Origin of the sequence: Pseudomonas synxantha BG33R (assembly GCF_000263715.2) — a bacterium.
GTDB lineage: Bacteria > Pseudomonadota > Gammaproteobacteria > Pseudomonadales > Pseudomonadaceae > Aquipseudomonas > Aquipseudomonas synxantha_A.
In genome coordinates this window covers 3,239,920-3,258,500 of the sequence record NZ_CM001514.1, presented here as the reverse complement: position 1 = coordinate 3,258,500, position 18,581 = coordinate 3,239,920, and the positions used below count along the sequence as shown (strand labels likewise).

Here is an 18,581-nt window from a genome sequence, read left to right as displayed (position 1 = left end):
GATGCACTTGCAAACAAGGAAGTACGTTTATGTCAAAAGTAAAAGACAAAGCTATTGTATCTGCCGCGCAAGCCAGCACTGCTTACTCGCAAATCGATAGCTTCAGCCATTTGTATGACCGTGGCGGCAACCTCACGGTCAATGGCAAACCGTCCTACACCGTGGACCAGGCAGCGACCCAGCTGCTGCGGGATGGCGCCGCGTACCGGGACTTTGATGGCAACGGCAAGATCGATCTGACCTACACCTTCCTCACCTCGGCTACCCAGAGCACCATGAACAAACATGGCATCTCAGGGTTCAGCCAGTTCAACGCCCAGCAGAAAGCACAGGCCGCACTGGCCATGCAATCCTGGTCGGATGTTGCCAACGTGACCTTTACCGAAAAGGCTTCCGGCGGTGACGGTCACATGACCTTCGGCAACTACAGCAGCGGCCAGGACGGCGCCGCGGCCTTCGCTTACCTGCCCGGCACCGGTGCGGGCTACGATGGCACCTCGTGGTACCTGACCAACAACAGCTACACGCCGAACAAGACTCCGGACCTGAACAACTATGGCCGGCAGACCCTGACCCACGAAATCGGCCACACCCTGGGCCTGGCTCACCCTGGCGACTATAACGCCGGGAACGGCAACCCGACCTATAACGACGCGACCTATGGACAGGACACGCGTGGTTATAGCCTCATGAGTTACTGGAGCGAGAGCAACACCAACCAGAACTTCAGCAAAGGTGGCGTCGAGGCTTACGCTTCCGGCCCGCTGATCGACGACATCGCCGCGATCCAGAAGCTCTACGGTGCCAACCTCAACACCCGCGCCGGCGACACCACCTACGGGTTCAACTCCAACACCGGGCGTGATTTCCTCAGCGCCACATCCAACGCCGACAAGCTGGTGTTCTCGGTATGGGACGGTGGCGGCAACGACACCCTGGACTTCTCTGGCTTCACTCAAAACCAGAAAATCAACCTCACTGCCACCTCGTTCTCCGATGTTGGCGGCCTGGTCGGCAACGTGTCGATCGCCAAGGGCGTCACCATCGAGAACGCATTCGGCGGTTCGGGCAACGACCTGATCATTGGTAACCAAGTCGCCAACACCATCAAGGGCGGGGCCGGCAACGACCTCATCTACGGCGGCGGCGGTGCGGACCAACTGTGGGGCGGTGCCGGTAGCGATACCTTCGTGTACGGTGCCAGTTCCGATTCCAAGCCAGGGGCCGCGGACAAGATCTTTGACTTCACCTCCGGTTCCGACAAGATCGATCTGTCGGGCATCACCAAGGGGGCGGGCTTGAGCTTCGTCAATGCGTTCACCGGCCATGCCGGCGATGCTGTGCTGAGCTATGCCTCGGGTACTAACCTGGGCACCTTGGCCGTGGACTTCTCCGGGCACGGCGTGGCGGATTTCCTCGTCACCACCGTTGGCCAGGCAGCCGTCAGCGACATCGTGGCCTGATGCACGGCGCGGCGCCTCGGCGCCGCGCTCCAGGATGGAGCTTTATATGCCACGTTTTTCTCATTTGATCGCCTGTGCTTCGCAGGTGTTGTTCGTTTTGGCAGGAGCCCACGCGATGGCTAGCAGTCTTGTATTACCGACCTCCGCCCAGTTGGCCGGGCATTGGCAATTGAAGCAGCAGGACCAGGTATGCGCACTGGAGTTAGTGGAACAGGCCAATGCCTTGGGAGGCGATATCGCTTGTGTTGAGCAATGGTTGGGCGACAAGCCACAGACGTGGTCGCCAACGCCGGACGGCATTTGGCTGTTTAACGCCGAAGGCGCTGGAATCACGCATTTGAATCGCCAGAAAGAAGGTGAATATCAGGCCCGCACTAAAGCCGGGCAAGTTGTCGAGCTGAAACGAATACCTTAATTAAAAGTTATAAGCATATAACTCGATCTAGTAGTTGGCCGTGCGCTTCACCGGCAGGGCGATTATTACGTGCAGTGCGCTTCAGGAAGATAAAACAATATGGCGAAGTCCCAAGGGGTTGCGCCCTTATTCAGGGCGCTGGGTGAGTACAAGAGTATTTTAATCAGCGTTGGCTGTTTCACGGCATTGATTAACCTGCTGATGCTGGTGCCGTCGATTTACATGTTGCAAGTGTATGACCGTGTGTTGTCCTCCCAGAATGAAACCACCCTGGTGATGTTGACGCTGATGGTCGTGGGCTTCTTTGCGTTTATTGGCCTGCTTGAAGTTATCCGCAGCTTTATCGTGATTCGTATCGGCAGCCAGTTGGAGCGGCGTTTCAATCTGCGCGTGTACAAGGCCGCGTTCGAACGCAACCTGCAGCGCGGCCAGGGTCATGCCGGGCAATCCCTGGGCGACCTGACCGCGTTGCGTCAATTCATCACCGGGCCTGCGCTGTTCGCGTTCTTTGATGCGCCATGGTTCCCGATCTACCTATTCGTGATTTTCCTCTTCAACGTGTGGCTTGGCGTGCTGGCCACGGCTGGCGCGGTGTTGTTGATTGCCCTGGCTTGCCTGAATGAATACCTGACCAAAAAACCATTGGGCGAGGCGGGTGTGTTTTCCCAGCAGTCGACCCAGTTGGCCACCAGCCACCTGCACAACGCCGAGACGATCCAGGCCATGGGTATGCTCGGTGCGTTGCGCAAACGCTGGTTCGACGTGCATTCGCAGTTTTTGGGCTTCCAGAACACCGCCAGCGACACCGGGTCGGTCATTACCTCTCTGAGCAAATCCCTGCGCCTGTGCCTGCAATCTTTGGTATTGGGGCTGGGCGCCTACCTGGTGATCAAGGGCCAGATGACCGCCGGGATGATGATCGCAGGCTCCATCCTGATGGGCCGCGTACTCAGCCCCATCGACCAGTTGATCGCGGTGTGGAAGCAATGGAGTTCGGCCAAGCTGGCCTACCAGCGCCTCGATGGGCTGCTGCGCGAATTCCCGCCAGAGGGCGAGCAAATGGCCTTGCCGGCGCCCAAGGGCCAGGTCAGTTTCGAGCAGGTCAGTGCTGGCCCACCGGGGCGGCGCATGGCGACCTTGCATCAAGTCAGCTTCAACCTGGCGGCCGGTGAAGTGCTGGGCGTGCTGGGCGCGTCGGGTTCCGGCAAGTCCACCCTGGCCCGCGTACTGGTGGGCGTGTGGCCGACCCTGGCCGGCACCGTGCGGCTGGACGGCGCGGATATTCACCGTTGGGACCGCGACGACCTCGGCCCGCACATTGGCTATTTGCCCCAGGACATTGAGCTGTTCAGCGGCAGCATCGCCGACAACATCGCACGCTTTCGCGAGGCCGACCCGGAGCTGGTGGTCAAGGCCGCGCAACAGGCCGGTGTGCATGAACTGATCCTGCGCCTGCCCCAAGGCTACGACACGGTGCTGGGCGATAACGGCGGCGGCCTGTCCGGTGGCCAGAAACAACGCGTGGCCCTGGCCCGCGCCCTGTACGGCGGGCCGCGCCTGATTGTGCTGGATGAGCCCAACTCCAACCTCGATACGGTCGGCGAGGCGGCGTTGGCCAGCGCCATCGTGCAGATGAAAGCCCAAGGCAGCAGCGTCGTGCTGGTGACGCATCGCTCTTCGGCATTGGCCCAGGCCGACAAATTGCTGGTGCTCGGCGAAGGCCATCTGCAAGCGTTCGGGCCCAGCCAGGAAGTGCTGCGGGCGTTGTCCGGGCAACAGCAGGAAGCGCCGAAAGAAAAAACCGGTGTCAGTTTCAGTCGTCAGTACCCGGCCGCAAGGAACCCAGGCGCATGAGCAGTATTACGGTAGAACCTCGTTTCAAAGAGCGCGACGCCCGCTTCTTCGTGCGTATGGGCTGGCTGATGACGGTCGTCGGTGCCGGTGGTTTTTTCCTCTGGGCCAGCCTGGCACCGTTGGATCAGGGCATCCCGGTGCAAGGCACCGTGGTGGTGTCGGGTAAGCGCAAGGCCGTGCAAACCTTCAGCCCCGGTGTGGTCAGCCGCATCCTGGTCAAGGAGGGCGAACTGGTCAAGCAAGGCCAGCCGCTGTTTCGTCTCGACCAGACCCAGAACCAGGCCGACGTGCAATCCCTGCAAGCGCAGTACCGCATGGCCTGGGCCAGCGTGGCGCGTTGGCAGAGCGAGCGCGACAACCTGCCGAGCATCACCTTTCCCACCGAGCTGAGCGCCAATCCTGATCCAGCCCTGGCGTTGGTGCTGGAAGGCCAGCGCCAGCTGTTCAGCAGCCGCCGCGACGCCTTCGCCCGTGAACAAGCCGGGATTCGCGCCAGCATCGAAGGCGCTACCTCGCAGTTGAGCGGTATGCGCCGTGCCCGCAGTGACTTGACCGCCCAGGCCCAATCCCTGCGCGCGCAACTGAGCAATCTGCAACCCTTGGCCGACAACGGCTATATCCCGCGCAACCGGCTGATGGACTACCAGCGCCAGTTGTCTCAGGTGCAGCAGGACCTGGCGCAAAACGCCGGCGAAAGCGGCCGGATAGAGCAGGGTATTGTCGAGTCGCGGCTCAAATTGCAGCAACACAGCGAGGAATATCAAAAAGAGGTGCGCAGCCAATTGGCCGACGCGCAATTGCGCAGCCTGACCCTGGAGCAGCAACTCACTTCTGCGGGGTTCAACCTGCAACACAGCGAAATCAACGCGCCGGCCGATGGCATCGCCGTCAACCTCAGCGTGCACACCGAAGGCGCTGTGGTGCGCGCCGGAGAAACCCTGTTGGAAATCGTGCCCCAGGGCACGCGCCTGGAAGTGGAAGGGCATCTACCGGTGCATCTGGTGGACAAGGTCGGCACGCACTTGCCCGTCGACATCCTCTTCACCGCCTTCAACCAGAGCCGCACGCCACGGGTACCGGGCGAAGTCAGCCTGATTTCCGCCGACCAGATGCTCGATGAAAAAACCGGCGCGCCGTATTACGTGCTGCGCACCAGCGTCAGCGACGCGGCGATGGAAAAACTCCACGGTCTGGTGATCAAGCCCGGTATGCCTGCCGAGATGTTCGTGCGTACCGGCGAGCGGTCATTGCTCAATTACCTGTTCAAGCCGCTGCTGGATCGCGCCGGCTCCGCGTTGACTGAGGAATGAGCATGAAGCCAGTGTTCATTTCGCTATTGCTGGTGTGTGGCAGTGCCCAGGCCGCCATGGGCCCGTTCGATGTTTACGAGCAGGCGCTGCGCAACGATCCGGTGTTCCTCGGCGCGATCAAGGAGCGCGACGCCGGCCTGGAAAACCGCACCATCGGCCGCGCCGGGCTGCTGCCGAGGCTGTCCTACAACTACAACAAGGGCCGCAACAACTCCGAGGCGCATCTGCCCGACGGGCGCGGTGGCAGCTATAGGGACGACCGCAACTACAACAGCTACGGCTCCACCTTCAGCCTGCAACAACCGTTGTTTGATTACGAAGCCTACGCCAACTACCGCAAGGGCGTGGCCCAGGCGCTGTTTGCCGATGAAAGCTTTCGCGACAAGAGCCAGGCGCTGTTGGTGCGGGTGTTGAGCTATTACACCCAGGCGCTGTTTGCCCAGGATCAGATCGACATCGCCCGCGCAAAGAAAAAGGCCTTCGAGCAGCAATTCCAGCAGAACGAGCACTTGTTCAAGGCCGGCGAGGGCACGCGCACCGACATCCTTGAAGCCGAGTCGCGCTACGAGCTGGCCACTGCCGAAGAGATCCAGGCCCTGGATGAGCAGGACGCGTCACTCAGGGAACTGGGCGCGTTGATCGGCGTGCAAAGCGTCAACATCAACGACCTGGCGCCGCTGAACCAGAGCTTTGCCGCGTTCACCCTGACCCCGGCCAACTACGACACCTGGCATGAGCTGGCGCTCACCAACAACCCGGTACTGGCTTCACAGCGCCAGTCGCTGGAAGTGGCGCGCTATGAAGTGGAACGCAACCGTGCCGGGCATTTGCCGCGAATCACCGCGTATGCCACGTCGCGCAAGCAGGAATCCGACAGCGGTAATACCTACAACCAGCGCTACGACACCAACACCATTGGTGTCGAAGTGAGCATGCCGCTGTATGCCGGTGGCGGTATTTCGGCCTCCACCCGCCAGGCCAGCCGCGCAATGGAGCAGGCCGAGTACGAGCTGGAAGGCAAGACCCGCGAAACCCTCATCGAGCTGCGTCGCCAGTTCAGTGCGTGTCTGTCCGGCGTGAGCAAGCTGCGTGCCTACCAGAAAGCCTTGGTGTCCGCCGAGGCGCTGGTGGTGTCGACCAAGCAGAGCATCCTTGGCGGCGAGCGGGTCAACCTTGATGCGCTGAATGCCGAGCAGCAGCTCTACAGCACTCGCCGCGACCTGGCCCAGGCGCGGTACGACTACCTGATGGCCTGGACCAAATTGCACTACTACGCGGGCAACTTGCGCGACACCGATTTGGCCAAGGTAGACGAGGCCTTCGGCCCGGATAAAAACCTGTAGGAGTTCGCTCCTATAAGGGGAATAACAATAATCAGGAGTGTGCAGATGATCACTGATTCACCGCGTTTCAAACCCTTCACCGCAGGTTCATTGCTGTTGTTGTCCGTTGCGGCACAGGCGCAATACACCGAGACCGGCCAAGCGGGTAACCCGGCCAGTTGGCGTTCGACCGAATACCAAAGCGATTGGGGCCTGGGCCGTATGAAGGCCGATGAAGCCTACGCTGCCGGGATCAGTGGCCAAGGCGTGAAAATCGGCGCGCTGGACTCGGGTTTCGATGCCAATCACCCCGAAGCCTCCAAAGACCGCTTTCATGCGGTGACCGCCACCGGCACCTATGTCGACGGCAGCGCGTTCAGCACCACGGGCGCGCTCAACCCCAACAACGATTCCCACGGTACCCATGTCACCGGCACCATGGGCGCCGCCCGCGACGGCGTGGGCATGCACGGCGTGGCGTACAACGCGCAAGTCTATGTGGGCAACACCAACGCCAACGACAGCTTCCTGTTCGGCCCGACGCCAGACCCCAAGTACTTCAAGACGGTATACACCGCGATGGTGGATTCCGGCGTGCGCGCCATCAACAACAGTTGGGGCAGCCAGCCCAAGGATGTCAGCTACCAGACCCTCGGTGACCTGCACGCCGCCTACGCCCAGCACTACAACCGTGGCACCTGGCTGGACGCCGCAGCGGATGTGGCCAAGGCCGGGGTGATCAACGTGTTCAGCGCCGGCAACAGCGGCTATGCCAATGCCAGCGTGCGCTCGGCCTTGCCGTATTTTCAGCCGGAACTGGAAGGCCACTGGCTGGCGGTGTCGGGGCTGGATAAGGCTAATAACCAGAAATACAACAAGTGCGGTATCGCCAAATACTGGTGCATTTCCACGCCCGGCGCGCTGATCAACAGCACCATTCCCGACGGTGGTTATGGGGTCAAATCCGGCACCTCGATGTCGGCACCCCATGCCACCGGGGCGTTGGCGTTAGTGATGGAGCGCTACCCCTATATGACCAACGAGCAAGCGTTGCAGGTGTTGTTGACCACTGCGACGCAGCTTGACGGTTCGATCACCCAGGCGCCCAACGCGATCGTCGGTTGGGGCGTGCCGGACCTCGGCCGGGCGATGCACGGTCCGGGGCAATTGCTTGGGGCCATGGATGTGAACCTGGCAGCCGGGCAGGGTGATGTGTGGAGCAATGGTATCTCCGACCAGGCCTTGCTTGCGCGCCAGGCCGAGGACCGCGCCGAGCACAGCGCGTGGCAGCAAACCCTGATCGACAAGGGCTGGCAGAACGGCGTGAGCGCCACCGCCAGCCAGCAGGACCAGACCGACTACGCCATCGGCAGCGCCCGCGACCAGGCAGCGGCGAACCGTGTGTATGAAGGCAGCCTGATCAAGTCCGGCGCCGGCAGCCTGGTCCTCAGCGGTGACAGCACCTATCGGGGCGCCACTGTCGTCAATGGCGGCCTGTTGGCGGTGAACGGTTCGCTGACCTCGGCGGTCACGGTGAATGACAGCGGCACCCTTGGCGGTTCCGGGCGTATCGCCGCGTTGTCGGTAAACAACGGCGGCCGCGTGGCACCGGGCAATTCCGTGGGCACCTTGCAGGTAGCGGGAGATGTGAACCTCGGCGCGGGCTCGACCTATGCCGTGGAGCTGACGCCCACCAGCAGCGACCGTATTGTCGCGGGCGGCAAGGCGGTCCTGGGCGGCGGCACAGTCACCTTGGCGCTGGAAAACAGCCCCACGTTACTCAGTCAAAGTCAGGTCCAAAGCCTGATCGGCCGGCAATACTCGATCCTTGAGGCCGCAGGCGGCATCCAGGGCCAGTTTGGCCAAGTGCTGCCCAACTACCTGTTCCTCGGTGGCACCCTCGACTATGCCGCCAACGCTGTGCAACTGAACGTGGGGCGCAACGACGCGAGTTTTGCCAGCGTCGCCGCCACCCGTAACCAGCGCAACGTGGCGGCGGCTGCCGAGCAATTGGGCGCCAGCAACCCGGTGTATGAAAGCCTGTTGCAGTCGCAGTCAGTCGCCACCGCCCAGCAGGGTTTGCAGCAACTGTCCGGTGAAATCTACCCCGCCGTGGGTGCGATGCTGATCAACGACAGCCTGCAACTGCGCAATGCCGTGGGCGAGCGCCTGCGCCACGTACCGGTGAGCGGCGAAAGCAACCTGTGGTTCAAGGCACTCGGTGCCTGGGGCAAGAGTGACAGCCGCAGCGAAACGGCCGGTTCGACCACCTCCATCGGTGGCCTGTTGGCGGGCGTGGATGGCGCACTGGATGAGCAGATCCGCGTGGGTGTAGTCGCCGGTTACAGCGACAGCTCCTTGAATATGGGCAGCGGCACGCACTCATCGGCGTCCATCGACAGCTACCACTTCGGTGCATATGCCGGGCGCGAACTGGGCGACTGGCGCCTGAGTGTCGGCGGTGCCTACAGCTGGCATCGCGGCGATGTGAAGCGCGACCTGCAATGGGGTGATGTCAGCGGCAAGCAAAAAACCAAGCTGGATGCGACCACAGCGCAAGTCTTCACCGAAGCAGCGTACCGCATCCGCCTGCAAGCGGTGGCCTTGGAACCGTTCGCCAACCTGGCCTATGTGCACCTGAACAGCGAGTCGTTCCACGAAAAAGGCGATGCCGCCGCCCTGGAACGCGGCAGTGACCGCCGCGATGCGGTGCTCAGCACCCTTGGCGTACGGGCATTGAAAACCCTGGCCCTCAATGACCACCAGCAACTGGAACTCTCCGGATCGTTGGGCTGGCAACACAGCCTCACCGCCGTGGAATCCGAAGAGCACTTGGCGTTTGTCGCAGGCGGGCCTTCATTTGCCGTGCGCAGTGCGCCGTTGCTGCGTGACGCTGCGTTGGTGGGGCTGCAAGCCAGCCTGGCGCTGAATGCCGCGACGCGGGTCAACCTGGATTACAACGGCCAGTTGGGTGGCCGCGCGAAAACCCAGGGTGTGGGTTTGAGCCTGAACTGGCAGTTCTGAAGACACCGCGAACAAAAATGTGGGAGCAGGCAAACCAGCGCCCACATTGAATCGGCGGTGTTCTGGAGAAAGTGATTTACACACGTGCAATAAGAAAACTAAGGAAGGTCACCGTGAAAAAACGCAAGTCAGGGTTAACTACCGCCATCCACACCGGCCCGGGCTACCCGCTCAAGGCGCTGAGCTGCGTGCCATACGGCGCGTTGCTGTGTTGCCTGGCAAGCCTGGGAACCGCTCAGGCTGCACCCTATGTGGAAACCGGCAAGCTGGGTGATGCCGCCAGTTGGCGCAGCAACGAGTTCAAGGCCGACTGGGGCTTGGGCGCCGTGCATGCCGACACCGCGTATGCCGCCGGCTACACCGGCAAGGGCGTCAAGTTGGGAATCTTCGACCAGCCGGTGTACGCCCAGCATCCGGAATTCGCCAGCCCCGACAAGGTGGTGACGATTGTCACCGAGGGCATTCGCCAATACACCGACCCGTATATCCCGGTGAAGGCCGGTGATGCGTTCCGCTACGACGGCACGCCGTCCAAGGACTCCAACGGCAAGCTGGGTAACCACGGCACCCACGTCGGCGGCATTGCTGCGGGTAACCGCGATGGCGGGCCGATGCATGGCGTGGCGTTCAATGCGCAAATCCTCACCGCCGAAAACGGTGACCCGGGCCCGGAAGATGGGATTATCCTCGGCAACGATGGCGCGGTGTACAAGGCTGGCTGGGACGGGCTGGTCGCCAGCGGCGCACGCATCATCAACAACAGCTGGGGCATCGGCATCGGTGACCAGTACGCCAAGGGCGGTCGCGATCCGGCGTTCCCCAATTTCACCGTGAATGAAGCCCAGGCGCAGTTCAATACGATCCGGCCGATCCTCGGCACGATCGCAGGTGGTGCTTATCAAGGCGCCATCGATGCGGCCCGCAGTGGTGTGCTGACCATCTTTGCCGCCGGTAACGACTACAACCGCAACAACCCGGACGCGATTTCCGGCCTGGCGTATTTTGTGCCGGAGATTGCGCCGAACTGGCTGTCGGTGGCGGCATTGCAGCAGAACCCGGACACCGCCAGCCCTGATCCGTATGTGATCAGCACCTTCTCTTCACGTTGCGGCTATGCGGCGAGTTTTTGCGTGTCGGCACCCGGTACCAAGATCTACAGCTCGATCATCAACGGCACCGACCTGAACAACCTGACCACCGACTGGGCCAACAAAAACGGCACTTCCATGGCCGCCCCCCATGTGGCGGGTGCAGCAGCGGTGCTGATGGAGCGCTTCGAGTACATGAGCGGCGACCAGATCTCCACGGTGCTCAAGACCACGGCCACTGACCTCGGCGCGCCGGGTATCGACTCGCTGTATGGCTGGGGCATGATCAATCTGGGCAAGGCGGTCAACGGCCCGGGGATGTTTATCACCGCCGAGGACATTCCTGCCGAGTTCCGCATTGAGGGCGCCTATGGCAGCGGCCAGTTCGTCGCGGACCTGCCGGGCGTCGGTGCGGTGGTGGACGCGGGCAAACCGACCCAGCGCATTTGCAACGACGTGCACTGCGGGCTGGATGTGTGGAGCAACAACATTTCAGGCCATGGCGGCTTGACCAAGCAGGGCATCGGCACCCTGGTGCTGGCCGGCGCCAACACCTACAGCGGCCCGACCCTGGTCAACCAGGGCTTGCTGGCGGTCAACGGTTCGCTCACCTCCGATGTCATCGTCAGCCAGACCGGCGTAATCGGTGGCTCGGGGCGTATCGGCTCGCTGACGGCAAATAGCGGCGGCGCCGTGGCGCCGGGCAATTCCATTGGCACCCTGAACGTGGCAGGTAATGTCACCTTCAACCCGGGCTCGACCTACGCCGTGGAATTATCGCCTGCCAGCAGCGACCGTATCGTCGCCGGGGGTACCGCCACGCTCAATGGCGGCACCGTAACCCTGGCCCTGGAAAACAGCCCGACACTGTTGAGTGCAACCCAGGCCCAAAGCCTGATCGGCCGTCAGTACAACATCCTGCAAGCGGCGGGCGGTGTCACCGGCAGTTTTGGTGCTGTACTGCCCAACTATCTGTTTGTCGGCGGCACCTTGAATTACGCGGCCAACGGTGTGCAGTTAGACGTGACACGCACCAACAGCTTCGCCAGTGTTGCTGCTACACCGAACCAACGCGCCGTGGCCGCAGCCGCTGAGCAATTGGGTGCGGGCAATGGCGTGTATGAAAGCTTGCTGTTGGCACCGACGGCCGCTTCGGCCCAGGGCGCGTTCCAGCAACTGAGCGGTGAAGTCTATCCGGCGCTGCAAACCGCATTGGTCAATGACAGCCGTTATGTACGCGAAGCAGTGGGCGAGCGCCTGCGCAATGGCGAGATGGGCGCAACCAGCCAAGCCATCGACAGCCGTGGCAACGTGTGGGTCAAGGCCCTGGGCGCCTGGGGCAAGACCGACAGCCGCAGCGACACCGCTGGCTATAACACTTCCATCGGCGGGATGCTTGCCGGGGTGGACGGTGCCCTCGACGACGCCACGCGCATCGGCCTGGTCGCGGGTTACAGCGATACCTCGCTGAACATGGGCAGCGACACCCATAGCCGCGCTTCGGTCGACAGCTACCACTTCGGTGCCTATGCCGGGCATGAAATCGGCGCCTGGCGCCTGAGCGGTGGGGCGACCTACAGCTGGCACCGCGCTGATGTGAAGCGCGATCTGCAATACGGCGATGTCGCCGGCAAGCAAAAGGCCAAGGTCGATGCGCACAGCACCCAGGTGTTCACCGAAGCGGCGTATCGCATCAACCTGCAACCGCTGGCCCTGGAGCCGTTCGCCAACCTGGCCTACGTGCACCTGGACACGGACAGCTTCAAAGAGAAGGGCGATGCCGCTGCGCTGAAAAGTGGCGACGACAGCCGCGACCTGGTGTTGAGCACCCTGGGTGTGCGCGCCTTGAAGACCTTCAACGTCAACGACCACCAGCAATTGGAAGTCTCCGGCACTCTGGGCTGGCAGCACAACCTGAGCAGCACCGATTCCGAGCAACACCTGGCGTTTGCCTCGGGTGGCCCGTCGTTCGCGGTCGAAAGTGCGCCGATGGTGCGGGATGCCGCACTGGTTGGGGCGCGGGTCAGCCTGGCGTTGAGCAAGGATGCGCGGGTGAACTTCGACTACAACGGCCTGCTGGCCAGCAAAGAGAAGGTGCACGGCGTCGGCTTGAGCCTGGACTGGGCGTTCTAAAGGCCAGGTGTAATTGGTTGTGGCGAGGGAGCAAGCTCCCTCGCCACAGAAGCTCGCTCCTACAGTAGGTAACGGATAACAGGTGTTTTGGCTTTCTCTACAAATCCAACAACAGAGAGGCACTACCAATGGGTATCTTTGACTATAAAAACCTCGGCACCGAGGGCTCCAAAACGTTGTTCGCCGATGCGATGGCGATCACGATGTATTCCTACCACAACCTGGATAACGGCTTTGCCGTGGGTTACCAGAACAACGGCTTGGGCCTTGGCCTGCCGGCCACGCTGGTGAGCGCGCTGATTGGCAGCGGCAACGCCCAAGGCGTGATTCCCGGGATCCCGTGGAACCCGGATTCAGAAAAAGCCGCCCTCGACGCAGTGCAACAGGCCGGTTGGACCCCCATCAGCGCCAGCACCCTGGGCTATACCGGCAAGGTCGATGCCCGTGGCACCTTCTTTGGCGAAAAGACTGCGTACGGCACCGCCCAAGTGGAAGTGCTGGGCAAATACGATGACGCCGGCAAACTGCTGGAAATCGGCATCGGCTTTCGTGGCACCTCGGGGCCACGGGAAAGCCTGATCACCGACTCCATCGGGGATGTGATCAGTGACCTGCTTGCTGCATTCGGCCCCAAGGACTATGCAAAAAACTACGCCGGCGAGGCGTTTGGCAACTTGCTCGGCAACATCGCTGACTATGCCAGCGCCCAGGGCCTGAGCGGCAAGGATGTGGTGGTCAGCGGCCACAGCCTGGGCGGCCTTGCGGTCAACAGCATGGCGGATCTGAGCGGGAGCAAATGGTCAGGGTTCTACACCGATTCCAATTACGTGGCCTATGCGTCGCCCACCCAAAGCGCCGGCGACAAGGTGCTTAACGTCGGCTACGAAAACGACCCGGTATTCCGGGCGCTGGACGGTTCCTCATTCAACCTGTCGTCCCTGGGCGTGCACGACAAACCCCACGAGTCGAGCACCGACAATATTGTCAGCTTCAACGACCACTACGCTTCTGCACTGTGGAACGTGCTGCCGTTTTCCATCCTCAACCTGCCGACCTGGGTCTCGCACTTGCCCACCGGTTATGGCGACGGCATGACGCGCATTCTTGAGTCCGGCTTCTACGAGCAGATGACCCGTGACTCCACAGTGATCGTCGCCAACCTGTCCGATCCGGCACGGGCCAACACCTGGGTGCAGGACTTGAACCGCAATGCCGAGGCGCACAAGGGCAATACCTTTATCATCGGCAGCGACGGCGACGACCTGATCAAGGGCGGCAGGGGCGCGGACTTTATCGAAGGCGGCAAGGGTAATGACACGATCCGCGACAGCAGCGGGCATAACACGTTTTTGTTCAGTGGGCAGTTTGGTAATGATCGAGTGATTGGCTATCAGTCGACAGACAAGCTGGTGTTCAACGATGTGCAGGGCAGTCCCGATTATCGCGATCACACCAAGGTGGTGGGCGGGGATACGGTGATCAGTTTTGGCGCCGATTCGGTGACGTTGGTGGGCGTGAGCAGTCTGTCGGGGGAGGGGATTGTTATCGCTTAAGTTGGAATGCGGTTGAAAACTGTGGGAGGGGGCTTGCTCCCTCCCACAGTTGATCGGTGTTGATTCGAGGATTAGTTTTCCTTGCGCACCGTGGCCACATCATCGGCCTTGATGCGAATGCGCTTGCCGGCGATATCGGTAAATTCATAGAAGCCGTCGGCTGTCTTGGCGTTGGGCGTGTCCTTGGTCAAATACTGCGTGCCATTTTGCAATGTCACCACGGTTTGCGTGGAGCAACCGGCCAATACCAGAAAAGTGAGTGCAACCAGCGGCAGACCCAAATTCTTCATGTTCATAACCCTTACCTTTAACCCTGAAAAGTCCCGCAGCGTCTGGCTGTGGGCTATAAATGTTACGCGATCAACTCCCTCATCTGATCGTTTTTTTGCAAAAAGTTGCAGGCGCCATTTATCTATTACCGATTGCAACAACGGCTTTGCATCGGCACTCTGTATGCATAACCAGTATTTGACTCCCTTGCGCCATGGCCACCCCCCTCGAAGACCCCTTGTATTACCTGCATAACTTCCGCCAGGTCCTGGCCTGGCTGGGGCAACGCTATGCCGATCTGCTTGATGCGGACGAACAGCATTTCATTCAGCAATTTGACAGGTTGCCCCAGGCGTCCCAGGCGTTATTGGTGCGCATGGTGATGCGCAAGGGTGTGCACTTTCGCGGCGCCAAGCTTAATTATGTGGAAATCGGCTGCCCCCATGCGGCAGCGGGCCCATTACGAGAACTGGGGTGGGTGGATGACCAAAGCCCGCTGCCGTTTGCCACCTTGTTCGCCTTGCTGCAAAAGGGCGAAATCCTCGGCGCGTTCAGGCCCTGGATCGATCAGCCCAAGGGCAACAAGGCCACTTGGCTCGAACCGCTGGCGGCGCGGTTCAGCGAGCCGCGCAGTTTTGCTCAATGGTGCCCGGGCTTGGATGATGTGCTCTATAGCCTTACGGTCATGGCGTTGTGTGATCGCCTGCGCTTGATGTTCTTTGGCAACCTGCACCAGGACTGGTCCGAGTTCGTGCTGGCAGACCTGGGCATCTACACCTATGAAAAAGTCGAGATTTGCGCCGAGTCCCGCGGGTTACGCACGCGTGACGACGTGGTGGGGTTCCTGTTCCTGCACCAGTGCCAGCAAGCGTTTGAAGCCGGTGAGGCATTAGACACGCTGCTGGTGCAGATCGCCGGCCTGTGCACCGACAACCCCTGGCTGGAAAAACGCCGCGCCAAGCTGTTGTTCCAGATCGGCCAGTATTGCGAGCGCTGCGCCGAGCTTGCGCTGGCTGAACAGATCTACCTTGCCTGCGCCTATCCCGGTGCACGTGCGCGGTTGATCCGGGTCGTTGAGCGCCAAGAGGATTACGCCCGAGCGCTGGCCCTGGCCACTGCAGCCCAGCAGGCCCCGGAAAGCGCCGCTGAACAACAGCACTTGCTGCGTGTATTGCCGCGCCTGCGCCGCAAACTCGGCGAACCGGCGTTGCCCAAGGCCAAGCCGCAAGCGGTTGCACGCCTTGACCTGGCACTCGCCCAGGCGCCGCTGATGTCGGTGGAATACTGCGTCCAGGCGCACCTGAACGAGCCCGAGGCACCGGTGCATTACGTCGAGAATGGGTTGATCAACTCACTGTTCGGCCTGTTGTGCTGGGAAGCGATTTTCGCGCCGCTGCCGGGCGCGTTCTTCCATCCGTTCCAGCGTGGGCCGGCGGACCTGCACAGCGAAGACTTCCATCAACGCCGCGAGGCGTTGTTTGCTGCGTGTTTCGAGCAACTGGGGGATGAGCGCTACAAGGCCACCATCCGCCAACGTTTTCTGGACAAATGGGGTATCCAATCACCTTTCGTGTTCTGGAACCTGCTCAGCGAAGAGCTGTTGGAGCAAGCCCTGGCCTGCCTGCCCGCCGAGCACCTGCGCCATTGGTTCACACGCCTGCTGCTGGATATCCGCGCCAACCGCACCGGGATGCCGGACCTGATCCAGTTCTGGCCTGCACAAAAAACCTACCGCATGATCGAGGTCAAGGGCCCGGGCGATCGCCTGCAAGACAACCAACTGCGCTGGCTGCAATTTTGCGGTGAATACCAGATGCCGGTCACCGTCTGTTACGTGCGTTGGGCGGAGCAACCCGCTTGAGTTACAGCGTGGCCGTACGGGCGCTGTGTGAGTTCACGGCCAAGGTCGGCGACCTTGACCTGCGCTTTACCCCGTCGCCCAGCGCCCAGGAAGGCATCGTCGGCCACCGTACGGTGGCGTCCCGGCGCAGCGCGCACTACCAGAATGAAGTCGCCCTGGAGGGGCAATACCAGCAGCTCAACGTGCGGGGCAGGGCGGACGGCTACGACCCCGACGCCAACCGCCTTGAAGAAGTCAAAACCTACCGCGGCGACCTCTCTGCCCAGCCCGCCAACCATCGGCAACTGCACTGGGCCCAGGTCAAGGTGTATGGCTGGCTGATGTGCCAGAAGCTCGGCCTCGGCGAAATCGACTTGGCGCTGGTGTACTTCGATATCGTTGGCGAAGGCGAGACGCTGCTGAACCAACGTTTCGACGCGGCGCAGCTTGAGCACTTTTTCAAACAGCAGTGTGCGTTGTTCCTCGACTGGGCCCAATTGGAAATGCAGCACCGCGATAAGCGCAACAAGGCCGCCCAAGCCCTGGCATTTCCCCATGCCGATTTTCGTCACGGGCAGCGTACGTTGGCCGAGTCGGTCTACAAGGCGGTCAGCACCGGCCGTTGCCTGATGGCCCAGGCGCCCACGGGCATCGGCAAGACCGTCGGTACCCTCTTCCCGATGCTCAAGGCGCTGGCGCCGCAGCAGCTGGACAAGGTGTTCTTCCTTACCGCCAAAACGCCGGGGCGCAAGCTCGCCCTGGATGCCGCCCAGGTGCTGTACGACAGCAGTCCGGATCTGCCGCTGCGCGTACTTGAGCTGGTTGCACGGGACAAGGCGTGCGAACACCTGGATAAAGCCTGCCATGGTGATTCCTGCCCACTGGCCAAGGGTTTTTACGACCGCTTGCCCGCCGCCCGCCATGCCGCGTCCAGGGTTCGCCTGCTCGATCAGCGCAGCCTGCGCAGTGTGGCGCTGGCCCATGACGTGTGCCCGTATTACCTCAGCCAGGAAATGGCGCGCTGGGCCGACCTGGTAGTCGCCGACTACAACTATTTTTTCGACTTCGGCGCCCTGTTATTCGGCCTGGCGCAGTTGAACCAATGGCGTGTTGCGACGCTGGTCGACGAGGCCCATAACCTGGTGGAACGCGCCCGTTCGATGTACAGCGCCAGCCTCGACCAATACAGCCTCAAGACCTTGCGCGAGACCGCGCCCGAGCCGCTGAACAAACCCTTGCAGCGCCTGAACCGCGAGTGGAACGCGTTGCACAAGGAACAAGTCGCGCCGTATCAGGCCTATGCCACCCGGCCCGACAAACTGCTACAGGCCCTGAGCCTGTGCACCAGCGCCATGGGCGACTACTTCAACGATCACCCCGAATCCCTCAATGGCGACCTGCAAGCCTTCTACTTTGAAGCACTGCAATTTTCCAAGGTGGCCGAGCTGTTCAACGAACACTTCATCTTCGACATCAGCAAGCGCCAGTTCAGCGGCAAGCACAGTAGCTCGACCCTGTGCCTGCGTAATGTGGTGCCGGCCGAATTCATCCGCCCCCGATTAACGGCGGCCCGCAGCAGCGTGCTGTTTTCCGCGACCCTGAGCCCACGCCACTATTACGCCGATTTACTCGGGTTGCCGGCGGATACTGCCTGGGTCGATGTAGAGTCGCCGTTCAAGGCCGAGCAATTGCAGGTCAGCATCGTTGAGCGCATCTCTACACGCTTTGTGCACCGCCAGGCGTCGCTGGAACCTATTGTGGAATTGATCGCCCGGCAATTTGCCGAGCAGCCGGGCAACTACCTGGCGTTTTTCTCCAGCTTCGATTACCTGCAGCAAGTGGCGCAGTTACTCGCCGAGCGACACCCGCAGATTACACTGTGGCTGCAGTCACGCGGCATGGCCGAGGCCGAGCGCCAGGCGTTCCTGGACCAGTTCACCCAGCACAGCCAAGGCATCGGTTTTGCCGTATTGGGCGGCGCGTTTGGCGAAGGTATCGACCTGCCGGGGGCGCGTTTGATTGGCGCTTTCATTGCCACCTTGGGCTTGCCGCAACTCAACCCGGTGAATGAACAGATCAAGGCACGCATGGGCGAGGTTTTCGGCGCGGGGTATGACTACACCTACCTGTATCCCGGCATCCAGAAGGTGGTGCAAGCGGCGGGGAGGGTAATCCGCAGCCAGCACGACCGCGGCGTGGTAATGCTGATCGATGACCGCTTTGGCGAGGCACGGGTGCGGCAGTTGTTGCCGCGTTGGTGGGCGATCAATGTTTGACAGATTTACGGCGATTCAAATGTGGGAGCGGTG

The 18,581-nt window shown here is 61.4% G+C and carries 11 protein-coding genes; 10 read left to right on the top strand and 1 reads right to left on the bottom strand.

The window, feature by feature from the left end:
• Positions 1–29 precede the first annotated feature (29 nt).
• The 8 genes from PSEBG33_RS13055 (at position 30) to PSEBG33_RS13090 (ending at position 14,162) form a co-directional block, all read left to right on the top strand.
• Entirely contained in the window at positions 30–1,463 is a 1,434-nt protein-coding gene (locus PSEBG33_RS13055) for a serralysin family metalloprotease (protein WP_005788454.1), read from the top strand.
• A 46-nt stretch (positions 1,464–1,509) separates the two neighbouring features.
• Entirely contained in the window at positions 1,510–1,878 is a 369-nt protein-coding gene (locus tag PSEBG33_RS13060) for an AprI/Inh family metalloprotease inhibitor (protein ID WP_005788453.1), read from the top strand.
• Positions 1,879–1,977: 99 nt separating this feature from the next.
• Positions 1,978–3,732 (top strand): type I secretion system permease/ATPase, encoded by a 1,755-nt coding sequence (locus PSEBG33_RS13065; RefSeq protein WP_005788452.1) that lies wholly within the window; start codon positions 1,978–1,980, stop codon positions 3,730–3,732.
• Positions 3,729–5,042 carry an HlyD family type I secretion periplasmic adaptor subunit gene (locus PSEBG33_RS13070; RefSeq protein WP_005788451.1) on the top strand — a complete coding sequence of 438 codons (1,314 nt, stop codon included), beginning with the start codon at positions 3,729–3,731 and terminating at the stop codon, positions 5,040–5,042. Before PSEBG33_RS13065 ends, PSEBG33_RS13070 begins: the two co-directional genes overlap by 4 nt.
• 2 nt (positions 5,043–5,044) lie before the next feature.
• Positions 5,045–6,385, top strand: coding sequence for a TolC family outer membrane protein (locus PSEBG33_RS13075; protein WP_005788450.1), 1,341 nt, complete (start codon positions 5,045–5,047; stop codon positions 6,383–6,385).
• 45 nt (positions 6,386–6,430) lie between these two features.
• The gene (locus PSEBG33_RS13080) at positions 6,431–9,388 is read left to right on the top strand and encodes an autotransporter serine protease (RefSeq protein ID WP_005788449.1); all 2,958 of its coding nucleotides are present in this window, start codon (positions 6,431–6,433) and stop codon (positions 9,386–9,388) included.
• Between the two features lie 113 nt (positions 9,389–9,501).
• The gene (locus PSEBG33_RS13085) at positions 9,502–12,609 is read left to right on the top strand and encodes an autotransporter outer membrane beta-barrel domain-containing protein (RefSeq protein ID WP_005788448.1); all 3,108 of its coding nucleotides are present in this window, start codon (positions 9,502–9,504) and stop codon (positions 12,607–12,609) included.
• Positions 12,610–12,737: 128 nt separating this feature from the next.
• A complete protein-coding gene (locus PSEBG33_RS13090; RefSeq protein ID WP_005788447.1) occupies positions 12,738–14,162 on the top strand; it encodes a hypothetical protein in 1,425 nt (474 codons plus the stop codon).
• A 71-nt stretch (positions 14,163–14,233) separates the two neighbouring features.
• On the opposite strand, the gene PSEBG33_RS13095 is transcribed toward PSEBG33_RS13090, so the two are convergent.
• Positions 14,234–14,458, bottom strand: a complete 225-nt coding sequence (locus tag PSEBG33_RS13095; protein WP_005788446.1) for a YgdI/YgdR family lipoprotein — start codon at positions 14,456–14,458, stop codon at positions 14,234–14,236.
• A 188-nt stretch (positions 14,459–14,646) separates the two neighbouring features.
• Between PSEBG33_RS13095 and PSEBG33_RS13100 the strand changes: the two genes are divergently transcribed.
• Entirely contained in the window at positions 14,647–16,293 is a 1,647-nt protein-coding gene (locus PSEBG33_RS13100) for a VRR-NUC domain-containing protein (RefSeq protein WP_005788445.1), read from the top strand.
• A complete protein-coding gene (locus PSEBG33_RS13105) occupies positions 16,290–18,548 on the top strand; it encodes an ATP-dependent DNA helicase (RefSeq protein WP_005788444.1) in 2,259 nt (752 codons plus the stop codon). The genes PSEBG33_RS13100 and PSEBG33_RS13105 overlap by 4 nt, the downstream gene beginning before the upstream one ends.
• Positions 18,549–18,581 lie beyond the last annotated feature (33 nt).